The sequence below is a fragment of the Luteibacter anthropi genome, from assembly GCF_023699965.1.
Taxonomy (GTDB): Bacteria; Pseudomonadota; Gammaproteobacteria; order Xanthomonadales; family Rhodanobacteraceae; genus Luteibacter; species Luteibacter anthropi.
The window spans coordinates 2,284,280-2,303,439 of sequence record NZ_CP077072.1 but is presented as its reverse complement, the minus strand read 5'-3'; the positions used below and the strand labels follow the sequence as shown (position 1 = coordinate 2,303,439).

The following is a 19,160-nucleotide window of genomic DNA, read 5'->3' as shown; positions in this document are numbered from 1 at the left end:
CGCGGTCTGTCATCACATTCAGCGCCTGACGCCGCCCTCACGGAAGGTTTCCGGTGTTGCCGGAAGATCGTTCCTCAGGAAACTCCAGTACACATCGCCCGGCGCCGCCGCACTGCCCGCATCGCCCGCATCGCCCGCATCGCCCGATAGCGTGTCTGCACGCTGGACCAGCCACACCCCTTTTGCATCGCCGTACACCGCCGCCTTGAGTCCCTTGTCCGAGATATCGAGGCGAAGACGCCGTCCCTGCCCGTCACGGCCCTGGTAGCTGCGGATATCCGGATACCTTGCCGCCAGTGCCGGCGGCAACGCCTGGGCAGCCGTGACTTCAAAGTCATGAGACGTGCCATCAGGCGCAGGCATGCCGATGCGTGCAGGCAACGATGCCAGCGCGCGTCTCAAAGCCGCCAGATCCAGCGTGTACGCCCGATAGTGCGCCGGCGTAACCTTCTGCTGCGAGGAAGCAGGCTGTTCGCGCCAGAAAGAAGGTTGATCGGTAGCGTTCACACCCATCCCCACCATGACACCGGCAAACAGGCAAACGCCGAGAAAGACACGTTTCATCACCGCTCCGTCGCACGTTTCATCAGGAAGAAACACGAGCCACCGCCTGCGGATATCATCCGGTATCCACCAGAGCGCGACAGCCATGACGACGATCACCAACGGCGGCGACTACGCCGACATGACGTTCCGCGACATCGACGCCGAAGACACCATGCTCGAAGGCGTCCGCTTCGAAGCCTGCACCTTCAGACAGTGCCGCTTCGACCGCGCCACATTCAAGGACTGCCGTTTCCGCGAGTGCGAATTCATCGACTGTCGTCTCGATCTTGCCACGATCGGAGGCAGCCTGTTCGCCGATGTGCGCTTCGTCGACTGCCGCATGCTCGGCATCGACTGGACACGCGCCCGCTGGCCTTCGGTGCAGGCCCCGGAAGCACTCCGCTTCGAACGCTGCCTGTTGAACGATTCGTCCTTCTTCGGCCTGTACCTGGAAGGCCTGCGCATGCTCGAGTGCCGCGCCCGCGATGTCGATTTCACCGATGCCGACTGTGCCGATGCGGACTTCGCCGGCACCGACCTGCAGGACGCCACGTTCCGGCATACCCGGCTGACCGGCAGCCACTTCGTCGATGCGGTGAACTACCGCATCGACATCCGCCAGAACGACATACGCAGGGCACGTTTCTCCCTTCCGGAAGCCACGTCCCTGCTGCTGGGACTCGATATCGAACTCGTCGAATGACGTGAACGCCGGGCCCTTGCGGGCCCGGCGCTTCCTGCATCATTCCTCGACCACGACCGGATCGCTGCGACGTCCCAGCAGGCCTGCGGCGAAGGAAATCGCCGCGCCCAGCACCAGCATCACCAGCGTGACCCACGCAGCATGGGAAACGGCGCGCGCGGTGGCGTCGGCAGCTTCGCGGGCCTTCTGCTCGGCCTCGCGCTTCAGCGACTCATACTGGGCGACCGCCTTCTGGTAGGTCTGCACATAGTTGTCGGCGATCTGCCCGGCCTCTTCATGCGACTTGCCGGTACGAGCGGCGATGATGTTCACCAGCGCATCGCGATCAGCCGCATCGACCGCCGGCTTGCCTTCACGACGCACCCGCTCGAACCAGGCGGACAGGTCATCACCCGCGGCCTGCGGCGTCTGGGCTGCATCGGCGGCCTTGTTCTTGCCATCGGCTGCAGCGTTCTGCGCCTGGTCCTTCAGGTGATCCGGATTCAGCTCCGGCTTGCCGGTCTGGCGCAGCAGCGTATCCAGCTGCCCACGCAGGTCGTTCCAGTCCAGCTGGATGCCCTGCTTGTTCATTTCGTTCTTCACGCTATCGGTCACGGCCGGGACCGCTGCGGCGATGCCCTGGCCGGTCAGCGACAATCCCTTGCCAACGACGCTCGATGCAGCACCGACGGCACTCGACGCCAGGGCCGCCACCAGCCACGTAGTGACCAAAGAGGTGATGGCCCAGCTGAGCAGGCCATGCAGACCACCACGCACCGTGGCGACACGGCCGGCGACAAAGGCACCCACCGCCACGGAAATCAGCGTGCTCGCCACCAGCCAGATGCCGGCGCCCGTACCAAGACCACTGACCGGGTTGGCCTCATGCAGCGGATCGATGCTGGCCGCACCGATGGCCGTGCCCAGGACACTGAGTGAAAGATAGGTGACGAGCGAGAAGGTGCAGCCGGTCAGGGCGGCTCCCCAGGACATCCTGGGGCTGACGAAGGGGCGCAGTATCTGAGCCATGGGTAGACCTCTGGTACGGTGGGGGAAGTGGGTGCAGTGTGGAATCGGCGGCCACGTCCCGCCTGACGCGGATGCACCAGCGGCACTAGTGCATTCGCTTCAGGTGACCGCTACCGTGAGCCGTCACCCTTGGCTCATGTCCGAAGCCATTACCGAGGCACGCCCATGTCGTCAGCCGCCAGCCCGGCCGCTCCGCCCACGTCCACCAACCGCCGCCAGTTGCAGCAGATCATCACCGGCCTCAGCGAAGGCGTGATCCTCATCGAGCCTGACCAGTCGATCACCTGGGCCAACGAGGCCGCACTCACGATGCACGGTGCGGGCGGCATCGACGAGCTGGGCGCCACGGTCAGCGAATACCGCGAACGGTTCCAGCTGAGGTACCGCAATAACCACAGGCTGACCGAAGGCAACTATCCCATCGACCGGGTGATCGCCGGCGAGGTATTCGAAGATGTGGTCGTCGAGGTCTTCCGCGATGGCGACGACGAACAGAAGTGGGTTCACCGCGTACGCAGCCTGGTGCTCACCAATGCCGAGGGAGAACCCGACTGCCTCGTGCTCATCGTGGCCGACGCCAGCGACTGGGCCAGCGCGGAACAGCGTTTCGAGCGCACCTTCAACGCCAACCCCGCACCGGCCGTGATCTGTCGCCTCGAAGACAAGCGCTATATCAAGGTCAACCAGGGCTTCCTGGAAATGACCGGTTATACCCGTGAGGCCGTGATCGGCAAGAGCGTCTTCGAAGTGGATGTCATGGAGATGGCCGACCGTCGCGAACTGGGCGTGGAACGCCTCAACGAAGGCGCCACCATCCCGCAGATGCAGGCCGAGCTCAGTCTGCCCGACGGAACGAGCAAATGCGTGGTCGTGGCCGGCCAGCCCATCGATATCGGGGAAGAGGCCTGCATGCTGTTCACCTTCATGGACCTGGAGCCGCGCCGACGCGCCGAAGTGGCCCTTCGCCAGAGCGAAGAACGCTTCGCCAAGGCCTTCCGGATCACGCCGGTGCCGACGCTCATCTGCCATGCCGAAACCTTGCAGCTGGTCGAGATCAACGAAGCGGTATCGCAGACCACGCAGTATGCGACGGAGGAGATCGTCGGCAAGACCATCAAGGACATCGGCCTGTTTGTCACCCGGCAGGCCTACCAGCAGTTCTGCCACACGCTGGAAGAAACCGGCAGCCTGCTCAATGTTGAGTACACCATCGCCCGCAAGGATGGCGAGCATCTGGACTGCCTGATCTCCGCCGAAACGGTGAGCATCCACGAGGTGCGCTGCTATCTCGTGTCCTTCATGGACATCACCGATCGCAAGCGCACGGAAATGGAACTGGTCACGGCCATCGAGGCGGTCATGCAGGATGCTTCGTGGTTCAGCCAAACGCTGCTGGAAAAGCTTGCCAACGTGCGCCGGGCCAATCGCCCGCAGGGAGCCGATGCCTATGGCCTGGCGGACCTCACGGCCCGCGAGAAGGATGTACTGGGCCACATTGCCGAAGGCCTCGCCGACAAGGAGATCGCCGGCGAGCTGGGTCTTTCGCCCAACACGGTACGCAACCACGTGGCCGCACTGTACTCGAAAATCGACGTACACAGTCGCGGCGAAGCCATCGTCTGGGCGCGCGAACGCGGATTCTCCGCACGCACGGGCAAGAAAACCACGCGTCGCAAGTAGAAAGGGCGCGGATGCACCAGTGGCATTAGTGCATTCGCATGTGGGCCCCGGGCGCCGCTATCGCGATCATGGTCGTGCCGGCCTCTCCCCTTCAACGCCGGTCTCATTCATCACGAGGACATTCCATGGACAAGAACCGCATCGACGGCAGCGTCAAGCAGGCCAAGGGCTCGATCAAGGAAGCCATCGGCAAGATCACGGGCGACAAGCAGACAGAACTGGAAGGTGCCGCCGAGAAGAATCTCGGCAAGGTCCAGCGCAAGGCAGGCGAAGTCGCGGACACGGTGCGCGAAAAGGCCAGGTAAGTAGCGTTCGCAGCCGTTACCTGCATGATCAGATGACCAAGGCCCTGCGCGGTGCTTCCGCGCGGGGCCTTGTGCTTTTCACGGCCGGCCATGCAGGTGCTCATCGGACCACGGGAAGATGTGTTTAGATGGGCGCCCCCGTTCCGGCCGAAGGAGCCGCCGATGCGCAGGATTCGTGGATATATGCCAGGCCTTGTCCTGGCGCTGCCGTTCATGGCCATGGCGGCCCACGTCGCCCCACTCAGGCTGGACATCGCCCGTGCCGCAGTCGTGGAGGATGCGCCCGGCGGCCCCGCACGCCTGGATGTCGAACTGGCAAGCCCCTCGTGTGATGCGTTCGCACAATTTACGGCCGCCCATGTCGGCAGGCGGGTGAGCTTCGTGGCGAATGGCAAGGCACTCACCACCGTCACGGTGCAGGAGCCCATCACCACGGGCAAGTTGTCCATCTCACCCGGTCAGGGCGGTTATGGGCTCAGCGATGCCGAGCTGAAAAAACTTGCCGATCGCCTCGGCAGTGGCAAGGCCACCATCGAGGTCATTGATGCACCCGCAAAATGATCACTGCCCCGTGAGCGGACCAGCCTGCACCTCACGCGCCTGTTAGCGCGTAAGCTGGCCGCCGGCTTTCAGCGTGACCTCGGCATGGCTGAGCGCCTGCGTCAATTTTTCTGCGTCATTTTTTATAGAAAATCAATTATTTAGGGGAAACAAGCATGGGTGGACGACTTTCGTGAGCGGCAATCCTCTCCCAACCGAAAATCGCAAGGAACTGACCGTCCGCGGTCTCATCCTCGGCGTGATCATCACGGTGGTGTTCACCGCGGCCAACGTGTTCTTCGGTCTCAAGGCCGGCCTGACCTTCGCCACCTCGATTCCCGCGGCGGTGATTTCCATGGCCCTGCTTCGCGGGTTCAAGGATTCCACCATCCAGGAAAACAACGTGGTGCAGACCATCGCCTCGGCGGCGGGCACCTTGTCTTCGATCATCTTCGTGCTGCCCGGCATGATCATGATCGGCTGGTGGGCAGACTTTCCGTTCTGGACATCCTTCGCCGTGTGCGCCCTGGGCGGCACGTTGGGCGTGATGTACTCCATCCCGCTGCGCCGCGCGCTGGTCACCAATTCAGACCTGCCGTACCCCGAGGGCCTTGCCTGCGCCGAAGTACTGAAGGTGGGCAGTGGCGACGATGCCGATGCCAACAGCGTGCAGGAAGGCCGTGACGGCCTGCTGGCTGTGCTGTGGGGCTCCATCGTTTCTGCCGTGTTTGCCGTAATCGTCGCCACGCAGGTGTTTGCCAGCGACTTCGTGCGCTACTTCCGCGTCAACGACCGGGGCGCGGTCAGCGGATTCGACTTCAGTCTTTCCTTCGCGCTGTTTGCCATCGGTCATCTGGTGGGTCTGTCGGTGGGCATCGCCATGCTGATCGGCGCGATCATCGGCTGGGGCTGGGGCGTGCCGCACTTCTCCATGCTCGGCGATCTGTCGCAGCCGATGTCCGATCTGGCCAATGCCACATGGAGCCACAAGGTGCGCTTCGTTGGTGCCGGTGCGATCGGTGTGTCCGCTATCTGGACGCTGGCCAAGCTGGTGAAGCCGGTGATCACCGGACTGACCTCGGCCATGGCCGCTGCCAAGGTGCGCAAGGCCGGCAATGCACACACCCTGCCGCGTACCGAGCGTGACATCCCGATCGGTATCGTCGGCCTGGTCACGCTTGCCTGCTTCATACCGATCGCCTGGCTGCTCGGCTACTTCGGCAACACGGCCGGCCTGGGTGAGCACATCGGCGTGCTGGCCATTGGCGGCGTCGCCTTCGTGGTGCTGATGGGCTTCTTCGTTTCGACGGTGTGCGGCTACATGGCCGGGCTGATCGGCTCGTCCAACAGCCCGCTCTCGGGCGTGGGCATCATCGTGGTGATCACCGCCGCCTTGTTGCTTGTGGCTTTCGTCAAGCCGTACGTCGGCGCAGAGGAAGGCAAGGCACTCGTGGCGTTCGCGCTGTTCATCACCTCCCTGGTGTTCACCGTTGCCGCGATTGCCAACAACAATCTCCAGGATCTCAAGACCGGCCAGCTGGTGGACGCCACGCCGTGGCGCCAGCAAGTTGCCCTGGTGGTGGGCGTGGTCGCGGGCGCGGCGGTCATTCCGCCGGTGCTGGACCTGATCAACAAGGCCTACGGTTTCGTCGGCGTAGCGGGCGCGGGGGCCCACGCACTGCCGGCACCGCAGGCGGGCCTGATTTCCGCGCTGGCCCAGGGCGTCATCACCGGCAACATCGACTGGAGCCTTATCGAAATCGGCGCCGGCATCGGTATCGTCATCATCGCCATCGACGAGATCCTGGCGCGTACGACCCGGCGCGTGCGCATTCCGCCGCTGGCCGTCGGCCTGGGCATTTACCTGCCGACCGTGAGCACCCTGATGGTGGTGGTGGGTTCTTTCGTGGGCTGGTACTTCGACCGTCGCGCCGATCGCTCGGCACGGCCTGAAAGCACCAAACAGCTGGGTGTACTGCTCGCGTCGGGCCTGATCGTGGGCGAGAGCATCATCGGCGTGCTGATTGCCGCGATCGTCGCGTTCGCCGACAAGCTGGGCTTCAGCAATCTGCAGACTCCGCTGGCACTGGTGGGGCCGGGCTTTGCCGAGGCGGCACAGTGGATCGGCGGCATCGTTTTCGCACTGGTCGTGTTCTTCATGTATCGCTGGGTTGCCCGCATGGGCAACAGCATCGGCAACCGCTGAAACACCCGGTCGCGAGCCGCCTGAAGCGGTTCGCGACCGGCATCATGCATCGCAACATTCACGCCAGATCGATAGACGTGACCTCTTGCCATTATTGGATCAATCAATTTTATCTAAGGTGATACGTTACCTATGATCCTGAGGGAGCATCCCAGCCACATCCCTCCGGCGATCGATCATTCGTCCCGGCCAAACCAGTGAGGAGTAGCGCGAATGTCGAATGAATCCAAGTGCCCGGTCAATCACACCGCCGGCGGCGGTACGACCAACAGCGACTGGTGGCCCAAGCGCCTTCGGGTCGACCTGCTCAACCAGCATTCCTCCCGGTCCAACCCGATGGACCCGGAATTCAATTACGCCGAGGCGTTCAAGAAGCTCGACCTGGCCGCTGTGAAGAAAGACCTTCACGCGCTCATGACGGATTCGCAGGATTGGTGGCCGGCCGATTTCGGCCATTACGGCGGCCTGTTCATCCGCATGGCCTGGCATAGCGCCGGCACCTACCGCACCGGCGACGGTCGCGGGGGCGGCGGTCGCGGCCAGCAGCGTTTCGCGCCGCTGAACAGCTGGCCCGACAACGTCAGCCTCGACAAGGCACGCCGCCTGCTGTGGCCCATCAAGCAGAAGTACGGCCGCAATCTCTCCTGGGCCGACCTGATCATCCTCACCGGCAACGTCGCGCTGGAATCCATGGGCTTCAAGACCTTCGGCTTTGCCGGCGGCCGCGAGGACACCTGGGAACCGGACCAGGACGTCTACTGGGGTACCGAGACCGTCTGGCTGGGCGGCGACGACCGCTACGGCAAGGGCGGCGCCAAGGGTCCGGACGAAGGCAAGCTCGTGGCCGACCCTGAGATGCACGGCAAGGAAAAGGATCGCACCGACGCCCAGGGCCGCAACCTGGAGAACCCGCTGGCCGCCGTGCAGATGGGCCTGATCTACGTGAACCCGGAAGGCCCCGAGGGCAACCCGGACCCGGTGGCCGCAGCGCACGACATCCGCGAAACCTTCGCCCGCATGGCGATGAACGACGAAGAGACCGTCGCGCTGATCGCCGGTGGCCACACCTTCGGCAAGACGCACGGTGCCGGCCCGGCCGACAACGTGGCTGCCGAGCCGGAAGGTGGCGAACTGGAACAGCAGGGCCTGGGCTGGAAGAGCAGCTTCCACAGTGGCGTGGGCAAGGACGCGATCACCAGCGGCCTTGAAGTCACCTGGACACAGACGCCCACGAAGTGGAGCTACTACTTCTTCGAGAACCTATTCAAGTACGAATGGGAACTCACCAAGAGCCCCGCGGGCGCCCACCAGTGGGTGGCGAAAGACGGCGCGGAAGACGTGCCCGATGCGTTCGACAAGACGAAGAAGCACCGCGCCACGATGCTCACGACCGATCTCTCCCTGCGCTTCGATCCTGCGTACGAGAAGATCTCGCGCCACTTCAAGGACAACCCGCTTGCCTTCCAGGACGCCTTCGCCCGCGCCTGGTTCAAGCTGACCCACCGTGACATGGGCCCGCGTGCCCGTTACCTTGGTCCGGATGTACCGGCCGAAGAGCTGATCTGGCAGGACCCGGTGCCGAAGGTCGACCACCCGCTGGTGGACGATGCCGACGTGAAGGCACTCAAGGAGCAGATCCTTGCTTCAGGCCTCAGCGTCTCGGAACTGGTGTCCACCGCATGGGCATCGGCTTCCACCTTCCGCGGCGGCGACAAGCGCGGCGGAGCCAATGGCGCGCGTATTCGTCTCGCCCCGCAGAAGGACTGGGCGGTAAATCGTCCGGAGCAGCTGCGCAAGGTGCTGGAGAAACTCGAAGGCGTACGCAAGGCCTTCAACGAAGGCCAGAGCGGCGGCAAGAAGATCTCCATCGCCGACCTGATCGTGCTCGGCGGCAGCGCCGGTATCGAGAAGGCCGCGAAGGATGCCGGGCATGCCGTCACCGTGCCGTTCTCTCCGGGCCGCACCGATGCGACGCAGGAGCAGACCGACGTTGCCTCGTTCGAGCCGATGGAGCCGATTGCCGATGGCTTCCGCAACTACCTCAAGGGACGCTACAGCATCCCGGCCGAGGCGTTGCTGATCGACAAGGCACAGCTGCTGACGCTGACGGCACCGGAAATGACGGTACTGGTCGGTGGGCTGCGTGTCCTGGGTGCCAATGCCGACGGCAGCGACCTGGGTGTATTCACCGATCGCCCCGGCAAGCTCAGCAACGACTTCTTCCGCAACCTGCTCGACATGGGTACGGAGTGGAAGGGCACGTCGCCGGGCCGCGAGGCGTTTGAAGGCAAGCAGCGTGGCACGGGCAAGCACCAGTGGAACGGCAGCCGCGTGGACCTGGTGTTCGGTTCGAACTCGATCCTGCGTGCGTTGGCCGAGGTGTACGGCAGCTCGGACGCCGAGGGCAAGTTCGTGTATGACTTCGTTGCGGCATGGACGAAGGTGATGGAGCTCGACCGGTTCGATCTGCGGGCTTAAGCAGAAGCAAAAAAGCCGCCCGGGCCTGAAGACCCGGGCGGCTTTTTGCTTTCTGTAGGAGCGCGCCTTGCGCGCGACCGGTCATGGCGAAAGCCCGGTCGCGCGCAAGGCGCGCTCCTACAGGGGTATCGCATTGTTTCAGGGGGCTGCTTGCCACCCGCCACCCAGCGCCAGGAACAGCCCCACTCGCGCCTCCGATACCACCGACTCGGCCTCCGTCAGCGCCGCCTCGGCTTGCACGCGCGAGCGTTCGGCATCCAGGGCACTCAGGTACGGCGTGCGCCCATTGCTGTACAACTCACGCGCCTGCCGGGAGGCCGCGGTCGCTTCCTCGAATGCACGCTGCAGGGCTTCTTCCCTATCCAGCGCATGCGTATACGTACTCAGTGCCGTCTGCGTTTCCTTCAACGCCTGCAACACCGTCTCGTCGAAACTGGCCAGCGCCACGTCCGCCCCATCGCGCGCCAGCTGCACGCGCAACTTCGACGAGTGATCGGGAATCGACCAGCTGATCAGCGGGCCAATCGACCAGTAATGCGCCGGCGCCTTGTTGTAATCGTCGAGCAGGCCGTTCGTTCCCAGGTTGCCGCCGAGGGTGACCGTCGGATACATATCCGCCACCGCCACACCGATACGCGCCGTGGCGCCAGCAAGACGGCGCTCGGCAGCGCGAATGTCCGGCCGGCGCCGCAACAGTGCCATGCCATCGCCGATGGGAAGCGGCCGGTCCAGCGCAGGGGCGCGATCACACGACTTCGCATGGGAAGGGATATCGCCGGGCGCATGGCCCAGCAGGGCGGCCAGCGCGTACTCCGAGGCCTCGCGACGCTTGAGCAGTGGCGGCAGCGCGGCCTTCGCAAGATCGACCTGTGTGGCGGCCCGGGTCACATCAAGCTTGTTGCCAAGACCCGCACCGAACATCCGCTGCGCGACGTTGGCCGCGCCTTCCTGAATGGCCACCGTGTGCCGGGCCACCTCGATATCGTGCGACGCCTCGCAGATGCCGATGTAGCTCTCGGTTACCCGTGCGGCCACCGTAATACGCACGAGATCACGCGCCGCCTTCGTCACGTCGGCATCGGCGGAAGCGGCTTCAGCACCCCGGCGTATCTTGCCGAACAGGTCGAACTCATAGGCCGCCTGCACGCCGCCCACGGCCAGGTTGTACACCGGGAGCTTCTCGGTATGCAGCAGCGATTCGGCGGAAATCTCCGTACGGCTCACGCTGGCCGACGCTTCGGACGAAAAGCCGCCCTCGTCCTTCGCGATATCCAGCGCTGTATAAGCCCGGCGCAGGTTCGCATCCGCCACCCGCAAGGCGATATTCGCCTGCAAGGCCTGCTTCACCAGGTCATCGAGCACCGGATCGTTATAGAGCTTCCACCAGTCGTCCCGCGCAGCATGCGAGCGATCCAGCGCCGGGCTGTCGGCATCGACGAAATCCCCATTGGCACGTGAATCGTTGACCATCGCTTCGGCGGGAAGCTTGTAATCCGGACCAACGGCAGCGCATCCGGTCAGCGCGACCGTCATCGCGCCCAGGAGGCAGGCAAGGCGATTCATGAGTGCGACGCCACCTTCGCGGTGCGGATCGTGACGGTGGCGGTGCGCCCCGCGATCAGCAGGAGGTCGTCGGAAGGATGGTCGATACTGATCCGCACGGGAATACGCTGGGCAAGCCGCACCCAGTTGAACGTGGGATTGATGTCGGGCAGTTCATGCGCTCCCGCCGCACGTTCGCGGTCGGCGATGCCTGCGGCCACGCTCTGCACGGTGCCATCCAGTGCATCCGGTTCACCCATGACATGGATCGTCACGGGCTGGCCTGGCTTCACGCCATGCAGCCGGGTTTCCTCGAAATAGCCATCCACATGGAACGAGTTGGCATCGACCATGGCGAACGGCGCGTGCCCGGTGGTGACGTAATCGCCCACGCGAACCACACGATCATTGAGGAATCCGTCTGCCGGCGCCTTCACGATGGTGCGTTCCAGGTCGAGGCGGGCCGTATCGGCGGCCGCTTCATCCGCTTGCAGACGTGCCTCGGCCGCTACCAGCTTCGCACTCACCTGCTCGGCCGCTTCACGGGCGACGAGATCGCTCAGCTCGCGGTTGCGCGCGGCTTCGCGGCGCAGCTGCTCCACGATGGCCTTCTGTTCGCCCACGGCGGCGTCGGCACGACGCACGGCCAGTTCGAAGCGTGCCCGGTCCACCACGAAAAGCGGCTCGCCACGCTTCACGCGCTGATTGTCATGTACGTACACCTCGGACACCCACCCGGACACATCCGGCGCCACCTGGATGACATCGGCGCGGATATGCGCATCGCGCGTCCAAGGCACGTCGTCGTAGCGACGCCACATATGCCAGCCCACGACGAGGGATACACCCACCACGGAAAGCGTGACCGCGGCGGGCCAGAGCTTGCGGACGAACCTAGTCACGGGATGCTCCCAGTACGAAAGCCATGACGCCCGAAAGGGCGAGCACATAGATCGCGAAATTGAACAGCGCCGGGTGCCATACCCAGGCATAGAAGCTGGTTTTTCCCAGCACGAAACGCACGGCCGATTTGAGCACGTAGGCCAGGCCCATCAGGGCCAGGAGGGTAGGCAAGTAGACGCCGTGCAGGCTCAGCTCGCCGTAGATTGAGGTGTTCACTGTGGGATGACGGTCAACGGTTGGTCGGATGGAACGGAAGGTGCCGGCTCTGTCGATGGCAGGGCCAGCAGGGCGAGGCGGTAACGCAGGAGGGTGGATGCCACGTCGGGGGCATCGCCGACGATGGATGCCATGCTGTCGCCGATGGCGGCAAGCAGGTCGGCGGGTGGCGGCAGTGCACGATCTTCGTCGAGGCACGCTGAAAAGTACGACGCACTGACGGCCATCACATGATCGACCGCGGCCGCCACATGGGCATCGTCAAGCGGGCGGCTGCGCAGCTCGACCAGCGCAACGCACACGCGCAGGTCGCGCAGCGCATCCAGGTGCATCGGCGATTCGCCTTCAAGTAGCGCAAGGCGGGGAAGCTGCTGGGCCGAACGATCAATGGTGGCCGACAAGGCAGCACGCGGATCGAGCGGCCTGCCACGCACCACGAGACGCTTCTGTTCGCGCCAGTTCGCACGCGCCAGCCGCTGAGCGGCAATCTCCACGCCGAACGGACGCGCGATGGCCGTCCACACGATGGCGAAGATCAGGCCCAGCAACATGCCAACGCTGGAGTTGGCGAACACTTCGAAATCGGCCGCCGAGCTGTTTCGCAGCACCATGTCACTGATGCTCTGCGAGGTCAGCAACAGCACGCCCATGTTGAAGGCAGGCCGGCCAGTGAACAGGCCCACCGCCAGCAAAGGCGGCGCCAGTACAAAGGCTACGCCGACGAAGGTGGTGACCTGCGGCAGGATATAGAACAGGTATACGAGCGCCACGGCGATGCTGATGGCCTCCCACAGCAGGAAGCGTCCGACCATGGGCGAGGGCGTATCCGAGGCGGCGAAGAAGCCCGTACCCACGGCCACCATCACCACGCCGCCGGCACCTGCGGGCCAGCCGCTGTACAACCATGCCCATGCCGCCAGCACGAAGGCCGACGCGGGAATCGCCGCGGCGTAGAGCATCAGCACATGATCGAAATGGCGGCGGCCATCCGGTATGGCTGCGCGATACGACAGCACGGTGGCGGCATGGTCGCGCCGTGAAAACGCCAGGCGTAGCGCGAGGCAGTCCTGCCACAGGTCCACCACGTCGCGCAGGCGTCCCGCTGCGTTGTCCACGGCAAGGGTGGCGAGGACAGGCCTGCCCAGGGTCTCCCGCCATCCGGCGATGCGCGCACGCAGTGCATCCCCCTGCGCCGGCGTGCCATCCGCGCCCTGCTCCAGCCAGTCCACCACGTCGCCCAGCAGGGTGGAACATTCGCGTATATCACCGTCGTACGGGATGGCGTGGATCGCGTCGGTCAGCGACGCGACCTGCGGCACCAGCATGGTCATGCGAAAACGGATCTGGCGCGCCTCGTCGGTCTGCGCGCGACGCGAGGCATCGAAGCCCAGGTGAGTGATCAGGCCATCGAGCCCCACGATGTCGCCCAGCAGGCGCAATCGCAGCGGCACGCGTTCACGACGCCCCGTGGCGCGCAGGCGCTGCGCCACCCAGGCGCCGGCATCGTCCAGCAGCGATGCCACCCGGTCGTCGATGACCGGCGACACGCGACTGGGAAACAGTACCGTGCTGACCACGCTGGCACACACGATGCCCAGCAGGATCTCTTCCGAACGCGCCACCGCGATATCGAAGATGGTACCCGGCGCCATGATCGCAGGTACGGCCACCAACGGTGTCGTATACGAAGCCAGCAGGAAGGTATACGTGCTCGGCTTGTTGTCCAGCAGCGCCAGATACAGCGACAGCGTGCTCCACAGGCCGATCGCCAGCACCATCAGCACGGGGCTCGAGGCAAACATGGGCACCAGCACCAGCGCCATGCCCGCGCCGATCACCGTTCCCATCGCGCGATACACCGCCTTGGAGCGTGTGGCGCCGGACAGCGGATGCGATACGAGATACACCGTCGCAAAGGCCCAGTACGGGTTGGGCAGGGAGATGAGCAACGCGATGTAGAACGCGAGCACGGCCGCGAGGAAAGCCTTCCCCGAGTAAAGCCATTCGGATGCCGTCGGCAGGTTCATGGTTCAGCTGTCTGCGTCGTCCCGCTCGCCGCCCACGACATCCTCGAGGGTCTGAAGCACGCGTACCGCCGCTTCGATGTCCTCGGGAGGCAGGCGGTCGAATACCTCGCGGCGCACGGCGATGAGCCGCGCCTCCAGTACATCGGCCAGCTCCTGGCCTCGTTCGGTAAGCCACAGCGTCTTGGCGCGGCGGTCGTCCGGATCGTTCTCGCGCACCACCAGGCCCAGCTCCACGAGCTTGTCCAGGGTGCGCACCAGCGTGGGACCGACAACGCCGACCTGCTCGGCCAGCGTCACCTGGTTGATGCCGCCCTTCGAGCGGCTGATGAAGATGAGAGGCACCACGCTCGCCGAGGTGATGTCCATGTCGCCCAGGCGCAGGTCGACCAGCCGCATCCAGCGCCGGCTCGTGGCCGGCACCAGGGTGGTCAGTCGCATGTAGAGCTTGTCGCGAGGCTTCATGGCGAAAATGATAGAAGCCTATTAGTTGCCAAGACAAGCAAAATTTTCAGGTACGGCTGTTTTCCATTTCTACCCGGATCAATTCCGCGGCAACCCCGGTCAGGGCAGACACTCGATCAGGGCACGGACCGTTTCCTCCGGCGCCGTCAGCATGCAGTGGTGGTCCACATCCAATTCGATCACCTTGCCGCGCCCCGCGTTGCGAAATCCTTCGTAGCCCTCGCGTACCGAAGGAATGTTGGTGCGCTTGCAGTGCACGTAGGCCTGCGCAATCGCCTCGATGCCGACGATCGAGGGCATCGGTTCAAGAAAGGTTCGCGGTGGCTGGTCGACCAGACGCGGTTGCACATGCGCGATCACGTCGGCATCAGTTACGCCGAAGACGTCGAAGGGTATGGGCGCCAGCAGACGCGATTCGGCGGCCAGCGTCGCCAGGAAGTCTTTCGTGGCAGGGGCCGCGTAATCCGCCACCGAACAGCCGGACGACGGCACGATGGCGTCGAGGTAGATGATTGCCCGTACCTTGCCGGGCATCCGTGCGGCGGCGCCTGCCGCTACAAAGGAACCATAGCTCCAGCCCACGAGCACCACGTCGTCGAGGTCTTCCATGAAGAGATGGGCTTCGAGATCGTCGATGTGATCGGGCAACCCGATGTCTGCCGTTGCTTCACGCCGGCGATCCCCCATGCCGGACAAGGTCGGTGTCGTGACGCGGTGTCCTTGGGCACGCAATCGTGCGGCCACTGTGTTCCACACCCATCCGCCGTGCCATGCGCCGGGGACAAGCACAAAGGTCGAAGCGTTCATCGATAACTCCATCGTCGGAAATGGAACCATCCTAGAAACACGGGCACTCACGAATATCGGCTGATTGAAGTGATATTTGCTATTCCCTCCCATGATGTTCGTTCATTTATCACGGAGGTTGAGCATGGGCCGGGCCTGACGAGCACGGAATCCGTCAACGATGAGGCATTCGGACATGACGGCCATGCCCCCTCGCACCTATCACTGGGACATCCCCACCACACGACAGCTTTCCATGTCCCTCCACAACGATCCTGATTTTTTCATCCTGCTGGCAGACAATCATCGGCGGCTTACCGGCAAGTCACTTGTGCCCGAGGGGCTGACCCCGCAGGAAGGCGCTGCATGGCTTTACGAGACGGCTCCCTTCGGCATCCTGGCCCACAACACGCTGCCCGATCCCGTGTTCGTCTACGGCAACCAGCGCGTGCAGCGCATCTTCGGCTACAGCTGGGAGGAAATCACCGCCCTGCCCTCGCGCCTGTCCGCCGAAGCACCGGAACAGGGCGAGCGCCAGGCGTTTCTCGACCAGGTCAGTCGGCACGGCTATGTCTCGGATTACCGGGGCATCCGCATCACCCGCGACGGGCGTCGTTTCTGGATTGAGAACGTCACGGTGTGGCAGCTCACCGATGCTGATGGCACGCATCGAGGACAGGCGGCGATGATTCCTTCCGTGCGATATCTTCCCGACGATATCCCGGTCACGGGCTGCTAAGCGCCACGCAGGTTCTAGCCGACACAGAACGTCGATGCGAGCATGAACAGGCAGCGTGCGCGAGAGCATGCTGCTCCCGCGCACGCCTGACTTACTTGTTACCGAACATCGCGCGCACATCGGCCTTGAAGGCACGATTGCTGTCCGGCCGGCCGTAGAACATGTGGCCCCCCGGATAGATCGCCAGCTTCACCCGCTCTGCCTGGCCGAACGCCGGCATCTGGTCGAGGATCATCCGCGACGCGAAGAAAGGGCACGACAGATCGTTGTAGCCATGCGCGATCAGCACATGCATGTTCGGGTCATTCGCGATGGCCTTGCGCAGGTCGGCCACCGGCTTGTCGTCCGGCGAGCCCCGATCCCAGGCTTCGTTCACCTTGTCGGACAGCGCCTCGTAATGCGCATCGGCCTTCCAGCCCACCTCGCGGGTGATGAAATCCACCATGGCACTGGTCGCCGGAGCGATGATCGCCTCCAGGATCGGATCGCCCGACTGCCGGTGGGCCGAGCCCGGGAACGGGTCCCATGCGGTCACGTTGGAGTCGTACACACTGCCGATCTTCTTGTCGGCGCGATGGCCTTCGCGCAGGAAGGTACCGATGTCCACACGGCCATCGAGCTTCGCGACCAGCGCGGGATCGAGACCCGTATAGCCGGCCACCTTCTGTACCATGCGGCCCACGGCGCCGGGATCGGAACGCCCGGCCAGGAAGTCCACCACGAAGTCCTTGCGGACGTAGTTTTCGACCTCCTGCACCGCCTGCGGCGAGAACCGGCCCTGCTCTTCGAAGTGACCGGCTGCCATCGACGGCAGGTTGATCATCCAGGGCAGCGGCGACAGCGAATCCCCGTCGCCGATGGCCGCCGGATCGATATACGGCGACACCATCACCAGGCCATTCACGCCCACGCCCATGCTGGTCTGCAACGTGTAGGCGATGCGAGGCGCGCGATAGCCGCCATAGCTCTCACCCACCACGTACTTCGGGTCGCGAAGACGGCCGTTCTTCACCAGCCAGTCGTAGACCACGCGGGACAGGTACTTGATGTCCGTCTCGGTGGCGTAGAAGTCCTTCTTGGTGGCGTCATCGTCTTCCAGCGAGCGGGAGAAACCCGTGCCTACCGGATCGATGAAGACCAGGTCCGTCATGTCGAGCCAGGTGGCCGGATTGTCCTTGGTGACGGCAGCATCGGAAGGCGCATTGCCATCCATGCCGAACTGCACACGCTTCGGCCCGATGGCCCCCATGTTGAGGTACACCGACGAGGCGCCAGGGCCACCGTTGAAGGCGAACGTCACAGGACGGCCCGGCCCCTTATGCGGCACCACATAGGCCGTATAGACCACTTCGGCGATCTTCTTGCCCTTGTCGTTGCGCACCACGATGGTGCCCACCGTCGCCTCGTAGGACAGGCTGTGCCCATCGACATTCACGCTCTGCCGGATGGTCTTGTCGGCTGGCAGTGGCGGAAGGTCCTGCTCGGGCTTCTTGTCTTCATGCGCCGACGCATCGGGCTTCTTGTCATCCGCAAAAACATGCGGCGATGCAAGCAGGGCGGCGGAGCACAGAATCGTGAACCAACGCAGGCGTTGCCTGCCTGAGAAATGCGAAACCCGGGCATCGGGTGAGGGCGATATCGGATACGTCATGGGACATCCAGCAATAAGCGTTCAATGCGTCTGTCCAGGCAATGGACATCCCCTCCATTAACGCCCGGCCAGCTTCCGTGCCCCCGTGCCATTGGTCATACAAGACGATATTTCGGCAGGTCACTGCGACAAAACGCCCGGATACATGATCGATCCGCACCGATCTGCCTCGTTCTCAATGCGGCACCGTCTCCAATCACCGATATGAAGACACAAGGTCATGTTTTTAGGACTAATCCTGTATGCGTATGCGGCATGTCACCGATAGCTTGGACAGGTGGCTTTCCCCAGGCCACCACACCAGTTACGAGGAATGACCGATCATGAAAGCGTCCCGGAAAGCAGCGTTTCTCTCCCTCGCCGCGCTTGCAGCTCCCTTCGCCGAAGCAGGCGACATCGACACCCGCACGCGGCGAACCGTCGCCGATAACCAGCGTTTCAGTGTCGACGTATTCACCGGCGTACTGAACAACCGATCAACGGAAAGGGTTTATGACGAAGGCCAGCGCCTGAGCCAGTTGAACTGGCGCACACGAGCCGCGCCGGTCATCGGGGCAGACTTCAGGTTCCATATCAACGACCGCTGGTCGTGGGATACCCAGGCATGGACGAGATTGAAGTCGGGCAACACGCTCATGACCGACTATGACTGGCTCGGCAGGGATGCCGGCATCAACGAATGGACCGATTACTCTCGGCATGGCGATACGCGCCTGAAAACGGCTTATGGCCTGGACACACGCGTCGGCTACACCTTCGCCTCGTCGGGTGACTTCGCGTTTCGTGCCGTAGCCGGATATCGACTCAAGAAGCTGGCATGGCATGCCACGAAGGGAAGCTACATCTATTCGTCTTCCGACCCCGAAGAGGCATTCGATCCGGAATCCTTTCGCGACACGGTCGGTTACGACAACGACGGTTCAGGCGTGAAATATACGCAGCGCTGGCGAGCGCCCTACCTCGGCATGGGTACCGATTATCAAAGAGGCAAGCTGACTCTCTCCGGCGAGATCTCAGGTTCGCTGTGGGCGCGCGGCAAGGATCATGACAATCACATCGAACGAGAGTACGTCTCCGGAATGAAAGGCGGCCGTTCGAAGATGATTGCCGCATCGATCAAGGCCGACTACGCCATCGATAGCCGATGGTCACTTTTCGCCCGGACCAGCTACGAGAAGTATTACGAAAAGAAAGGCCTGGGCAAAGGACATATCGAAGGCGAAGCCGTGGCATTCCGTGCCAGCATGTCGAATCGAAGCATGATCGTTAACCTTGGCGCCTCATATCGATTCTGAGCCTCATCTATTTCCGTCTCCTTGACGGAACCCGGCGCAACTGTGGGGAAACAGGGCGCCGGGTGTTTTTTCC

General features: G+C 63.6%; 17 protein-coding genes. 8 read left to right on the top strand and 9 right to left on the bottom strand.

What is annotated here, in order from left to right:
* Positions 1 to 18: 18 nt before the first annotated feature.
* Positions 19 to 564 (bottom strand): hypothetical protein, encoded by a 546-nt coding sequence (locus tag KR767_RS10180; protein ID WP_250879035.1) that lies wholly within the window; start codon positions 562 to 564, stop codon positions 19 to 21.
* Positions 565 to 649: 85 nt separating this feature from the next.
* On the opposite strand from KR767_RS10180, the gene KR767_RS10175 reads away from it, so the two are divergent.
* Positions 650 to 1,249 (top strand): pentapeptide repeat-containing protein, encoded by a 600-nt coding sequence (locus KR767_RS10175; RefSeq protein WP_250879034.1) that lies wholly within the window; start codon positions 650 to 652, stop codon positions 1,247 to 1,249.
* Positions 1,250 to 1,288: 39 nt separating this feature from the next.
* Here KR767_RS10175 and KR767_RS10170 read toward each other — a convergent pair whose 3' ends face one another.
* On the bottom strand, positions 1,289 to 2,257 hold the full coding sequence (locus KR767_RS10170; RefSeq protein WP_250879033.1) for a hypothetical protein: 969 nt from the start codon (positions 2,255 to 2,257) through the stop codon (positions 1,289 to 1,291).
* 165 nt (positions 2,258 to 2,422) lie between these two features.
* On the opposite strand from KR767_RS10170, the gene KR767_RS10165 reads away from it, so the two are divergent.
* The 5 genes from KR767_RS10165 (at position 2,423) to katG (ending at position 9,466) form a co-directional block, all read left to right on the top strand.
* Complete coding sequence (locus tag KR767_RS10165) at positions 2,423 to 3,937, top strand: helix-turn-helix transcriptional regulator (RefSeq protein WP_250879032.1); 1,515 nt, start codon at positions 2,423 to 2,425, stop codon at positions 3,935 to 3,937.
* Positions 3,938 to 4,062: 125 nt separating this feature from the next.
* Entirely contained in the window at positions 4,063 to 4,242 is a 180-nt protein-coding gene (locus tag KR767_RS10160; protein ID WP_166950935.1) for a CsbD family protein, read from the top strand.
* Between the two features lie 162 nt (positions 4,243 to 4,404).
* Positions 4,405 to 4,803, top strand: coding sequence for a preprotein translocase subunit SecD family protein (locus tag KR767_RS10155; RefSeq protein WP_250879031.1), 399 nt, complete (start codon positions 4,405 to 4,407; stop codon positions 4,801 to 4,803).
* Between the two features lie 172 nt (positions 4,804 to 4,975).
* Entirely contained in the window at positions 4,976 to 6,988 is a 2,013-nt protein-coding gene (locus KR767_RS10150; RefSeq protein WP_166950929.1) for an OPT family oligopeptide transporter, read from the top strand.
* Between the two features lie 213 nt (positions 6,989 to 7,201).
* Complete coding sequence (gene katG, locus KR767_RS10145; protein WP_250879030.1) at positions 7,202 to 9,466, top strand: catalase/peroxidase HPI; 2,265 nt, start codon at positions 7,202 to 7,204, stop codon at positions 9,464 to 9,466.
* Between the two features lie 138 nt (positions 9,467 to 9,604).
* Here katG and KR767_RS10140 read toward each other — a convergent pair whose 3' ends face one another.
* The 6 genes from KR767_RS10140 to KR767_RS10115 all read right to left on the bottom strand — a co-directional run bounded on the left by KR767_RS10140 (position 9,605) and on the right by KR767_RS10115 (position 15,516).
* Complete coding sequence (locus KR767_RS10140) at positions 9,605 to 11,029, bottom strand: efflux transporter outer membrane subunit (RefSeq protein ID WP_250879029.1); 1,425 nt, start codon at positions 11,027 to 11,029, stop codon at positions 9,605 to 9,607.
* Positions 11,026 to 11,910: an efflux RND transporter periplasmic adaptor subunit gene (locus KR767_RS10135; RefSeq protein ID WP_250879028.1), complete on the bottom strand. Its 885-nt coding sequence runs from the start codon at positions 11,908 to 11,910 to the stop codon at positions 11,026 to 11,028. The genes KR767_RS10140 and KR767_RS10135 overlap by 4 nt, the downstream gene beginning before the upstream one ends.
* Entirely contained in the window at positions 11,903 to 12,127 is a 225-nt protein-coding gene (locus KR767_RS10130; protein ID WP_425483507.1) for a DUF1656 domain-containing protein, read from the bottom strand. The genes KR767_RS10135 and KR767_RS10130 overlap by 8 nt, the downstream gene beginning before the upstream one ends.
* The gene (locus KR767_RS10125; protein WP_250879027.1) at positions 12,124 to 14,154 is read right to left on the bottom strand and encodes an FUSC family protein; all 2,031 of its coding nucleotides are present in this window, start codon (positions 14,152 to 14,154) and stop codon (positions 12,124 to 12,126) included. Before KR767_RS10125 ends, KR767_RS10130 begins: the two co-directional genes overlap by 4 nt.
* A gap of 3 nt (positions 14,155 to 14,157) precedes the next feature.
* Positions 14,158 to 14,616 carry a MarR family winged helix-turn-helix transcriptional regulator gene (locus tag KR767_RS10120; RefSeq protein WP_166950914.1) on the bottom strand — a complete coding sequence of 153 codons (459 nt, stop codon included), beginning with the start codon at positions 14,614 to 14,616 and terminating at the stop codon, positions 14,158 to 14,160.
* 99 nt (positions 14,617 to 14,715) lie between these two features.
* On the bottom strand, positions 14,716 to 15,516 hold the full coding sequence (locus KR767_RS10115) for an alpha/beta fold hydrolase (RefSeq protein WP_250879026.1): 801 nt from the start codon (positions 15,514 to 15,516) through the stop codon (positions 14,716 to 14,718).
* A gap of 67 nt (positions 15,517 to 15,583) precedes the next feature.
* On the opposite strand from KR767_RS10115, the gene KR767_RS10110 reads away from it, so the two are divergent.
* A complete protein-coding gene (locus KR767_RS10110; RefSeq protein ID WP_250879025.1) occupies positions 15,584 to 16,141 on the top strand; it encodes an MEKHLA domain-containing protein in 558 nt (185 codons plus the stop codon).
* Between the two features lie 91 nt (positions 16,142 to 16,232).
* On the opposite strand, the gene KR767_RS10105 is transcribed toward KR767_RS10110, so the two are convergent.
* A complete protein-coding gene (locus tag KR767_RS10105) occupies positions 16,233 to 17,792 on the bottom strand; it encodes a S10 family peptidase (protein WP_250879024.1) in 1,560 nt (519 codons plus the stop codon).
* A gap of 323 nt (positions 17,793 to 18,115) precedes the next feature.
* On the opposite strand from KR767_RS10105, the gene KR767_RS10100 reads away from it, so the two are divergent.
* Positions 18,116 to 19,087 carry an omptin family outer membrane protease gene (locus KR767_RS10100; RefSeq protein ID WP_166950902.1) on the top strand — a complete coding sequence of 324 codons (972 nt, stop codon included), beginning with the start codon at positions 18,116 to 18,118 and terminating at the stop codon, positions 19,085 to 19,087.
* The last annotated feature ends 73 nt before the right edge of the window (positions 19,088 to 19,160 follow it).

Coding starts and splice junctions, on each gene's coding strand:
- KR767_RS10180 (WP_250879035.1), bottom strand. CDS start 564: ATGAAACGTGTCTTTCTCGGCGTTTGCCTGTTTGCCGGTGTCATGGTG.
- KR767_RS10175 (WP_250879034.1), top strand. CDS start 650: ATGACGACGATCACCAACGGCGGCGACTACGCCGACATGACGTTCCGC.
- KR767_RS10170 (WP_250879033.1), bottom strand. CDS start 2,257: ATGGCTCAGATACTGCGCCCCTTCGTCAGCCCCAGGATGTCCTGGGGA.
- KR767_RS10165 (WP_250879032.1), top strand. CDS start 2,423: ATGTCGTCAGCCGCCAGCCCGGCCGCTCCGCCCACGTCCACCAACCGC.
- KR767_RS10160 (WP_166950935.1), top strand. CDS start 4,063: ATGGACAAGAACCGCATCGACGGCAGCGTCAAGCAGGCCAAGGGCTCG.
- KR767_RS10155 (WP_250879031.1), top strand. CDS start 4,405: ATGCGCAGGATTCGTGGATATATGCCAGGCCTTGTCCTGGCGCTGCCG.
- katG (WP_250879030.1), top strand. CDS start 7,202: ATGTCGAATGAATCCAAGTGCCCGGTCAATCACACCGCCGGCGGCGGT.
- KR767_RS10140 (WP_250879029.1), bottom strand. CDS start 11,029: ATGAATCGCCTTGCCTGCCTCCTGGGCGCGATGACGGTCGCGCTGACC.
- KR767_RS10125 (WP_250879027.1), bottom strand. CDS start 14,154: ATGAACCTGCCGACGGCATCCGAATGGCTTTACTCGGGGAAGGCTTTC.
- KR767_RS10120 (WP_166950914.1), bottom strand. CDS start 14,616: ATGAAGCCTCGCGACAAGCTCTACATGCGACTGACCACCCTGGTGCCG.
- KR767_RS10115 (WP_250879026.1), bottom strand. CDS start 15,516: ATGGGAGGGAATAGCAAATATCACTTCAATCAGCCGATATTCGTGAGT.
- KR767_RS10110 (WP_250879025.1), top strand. CDS start 15,584: ATGAGGCATTCGGACATGACGGCCATGCCCCCTCGCACCTATCACTGG.
- KR767_RS10105 (WP_250879024.1), bottom strand. CDS start 17,792: ATGACGTATCCGATATCGCCCTCACCCGATGCCCGGGTTTCGCATTTC.
- KR767_RS10100 (WP_166950902.1), top strand. CDS start 18,116: ATGAAAGCGTCCCGGAAAGCAGCGTTTCTCTCCCTCGCCGCGCTTGCA.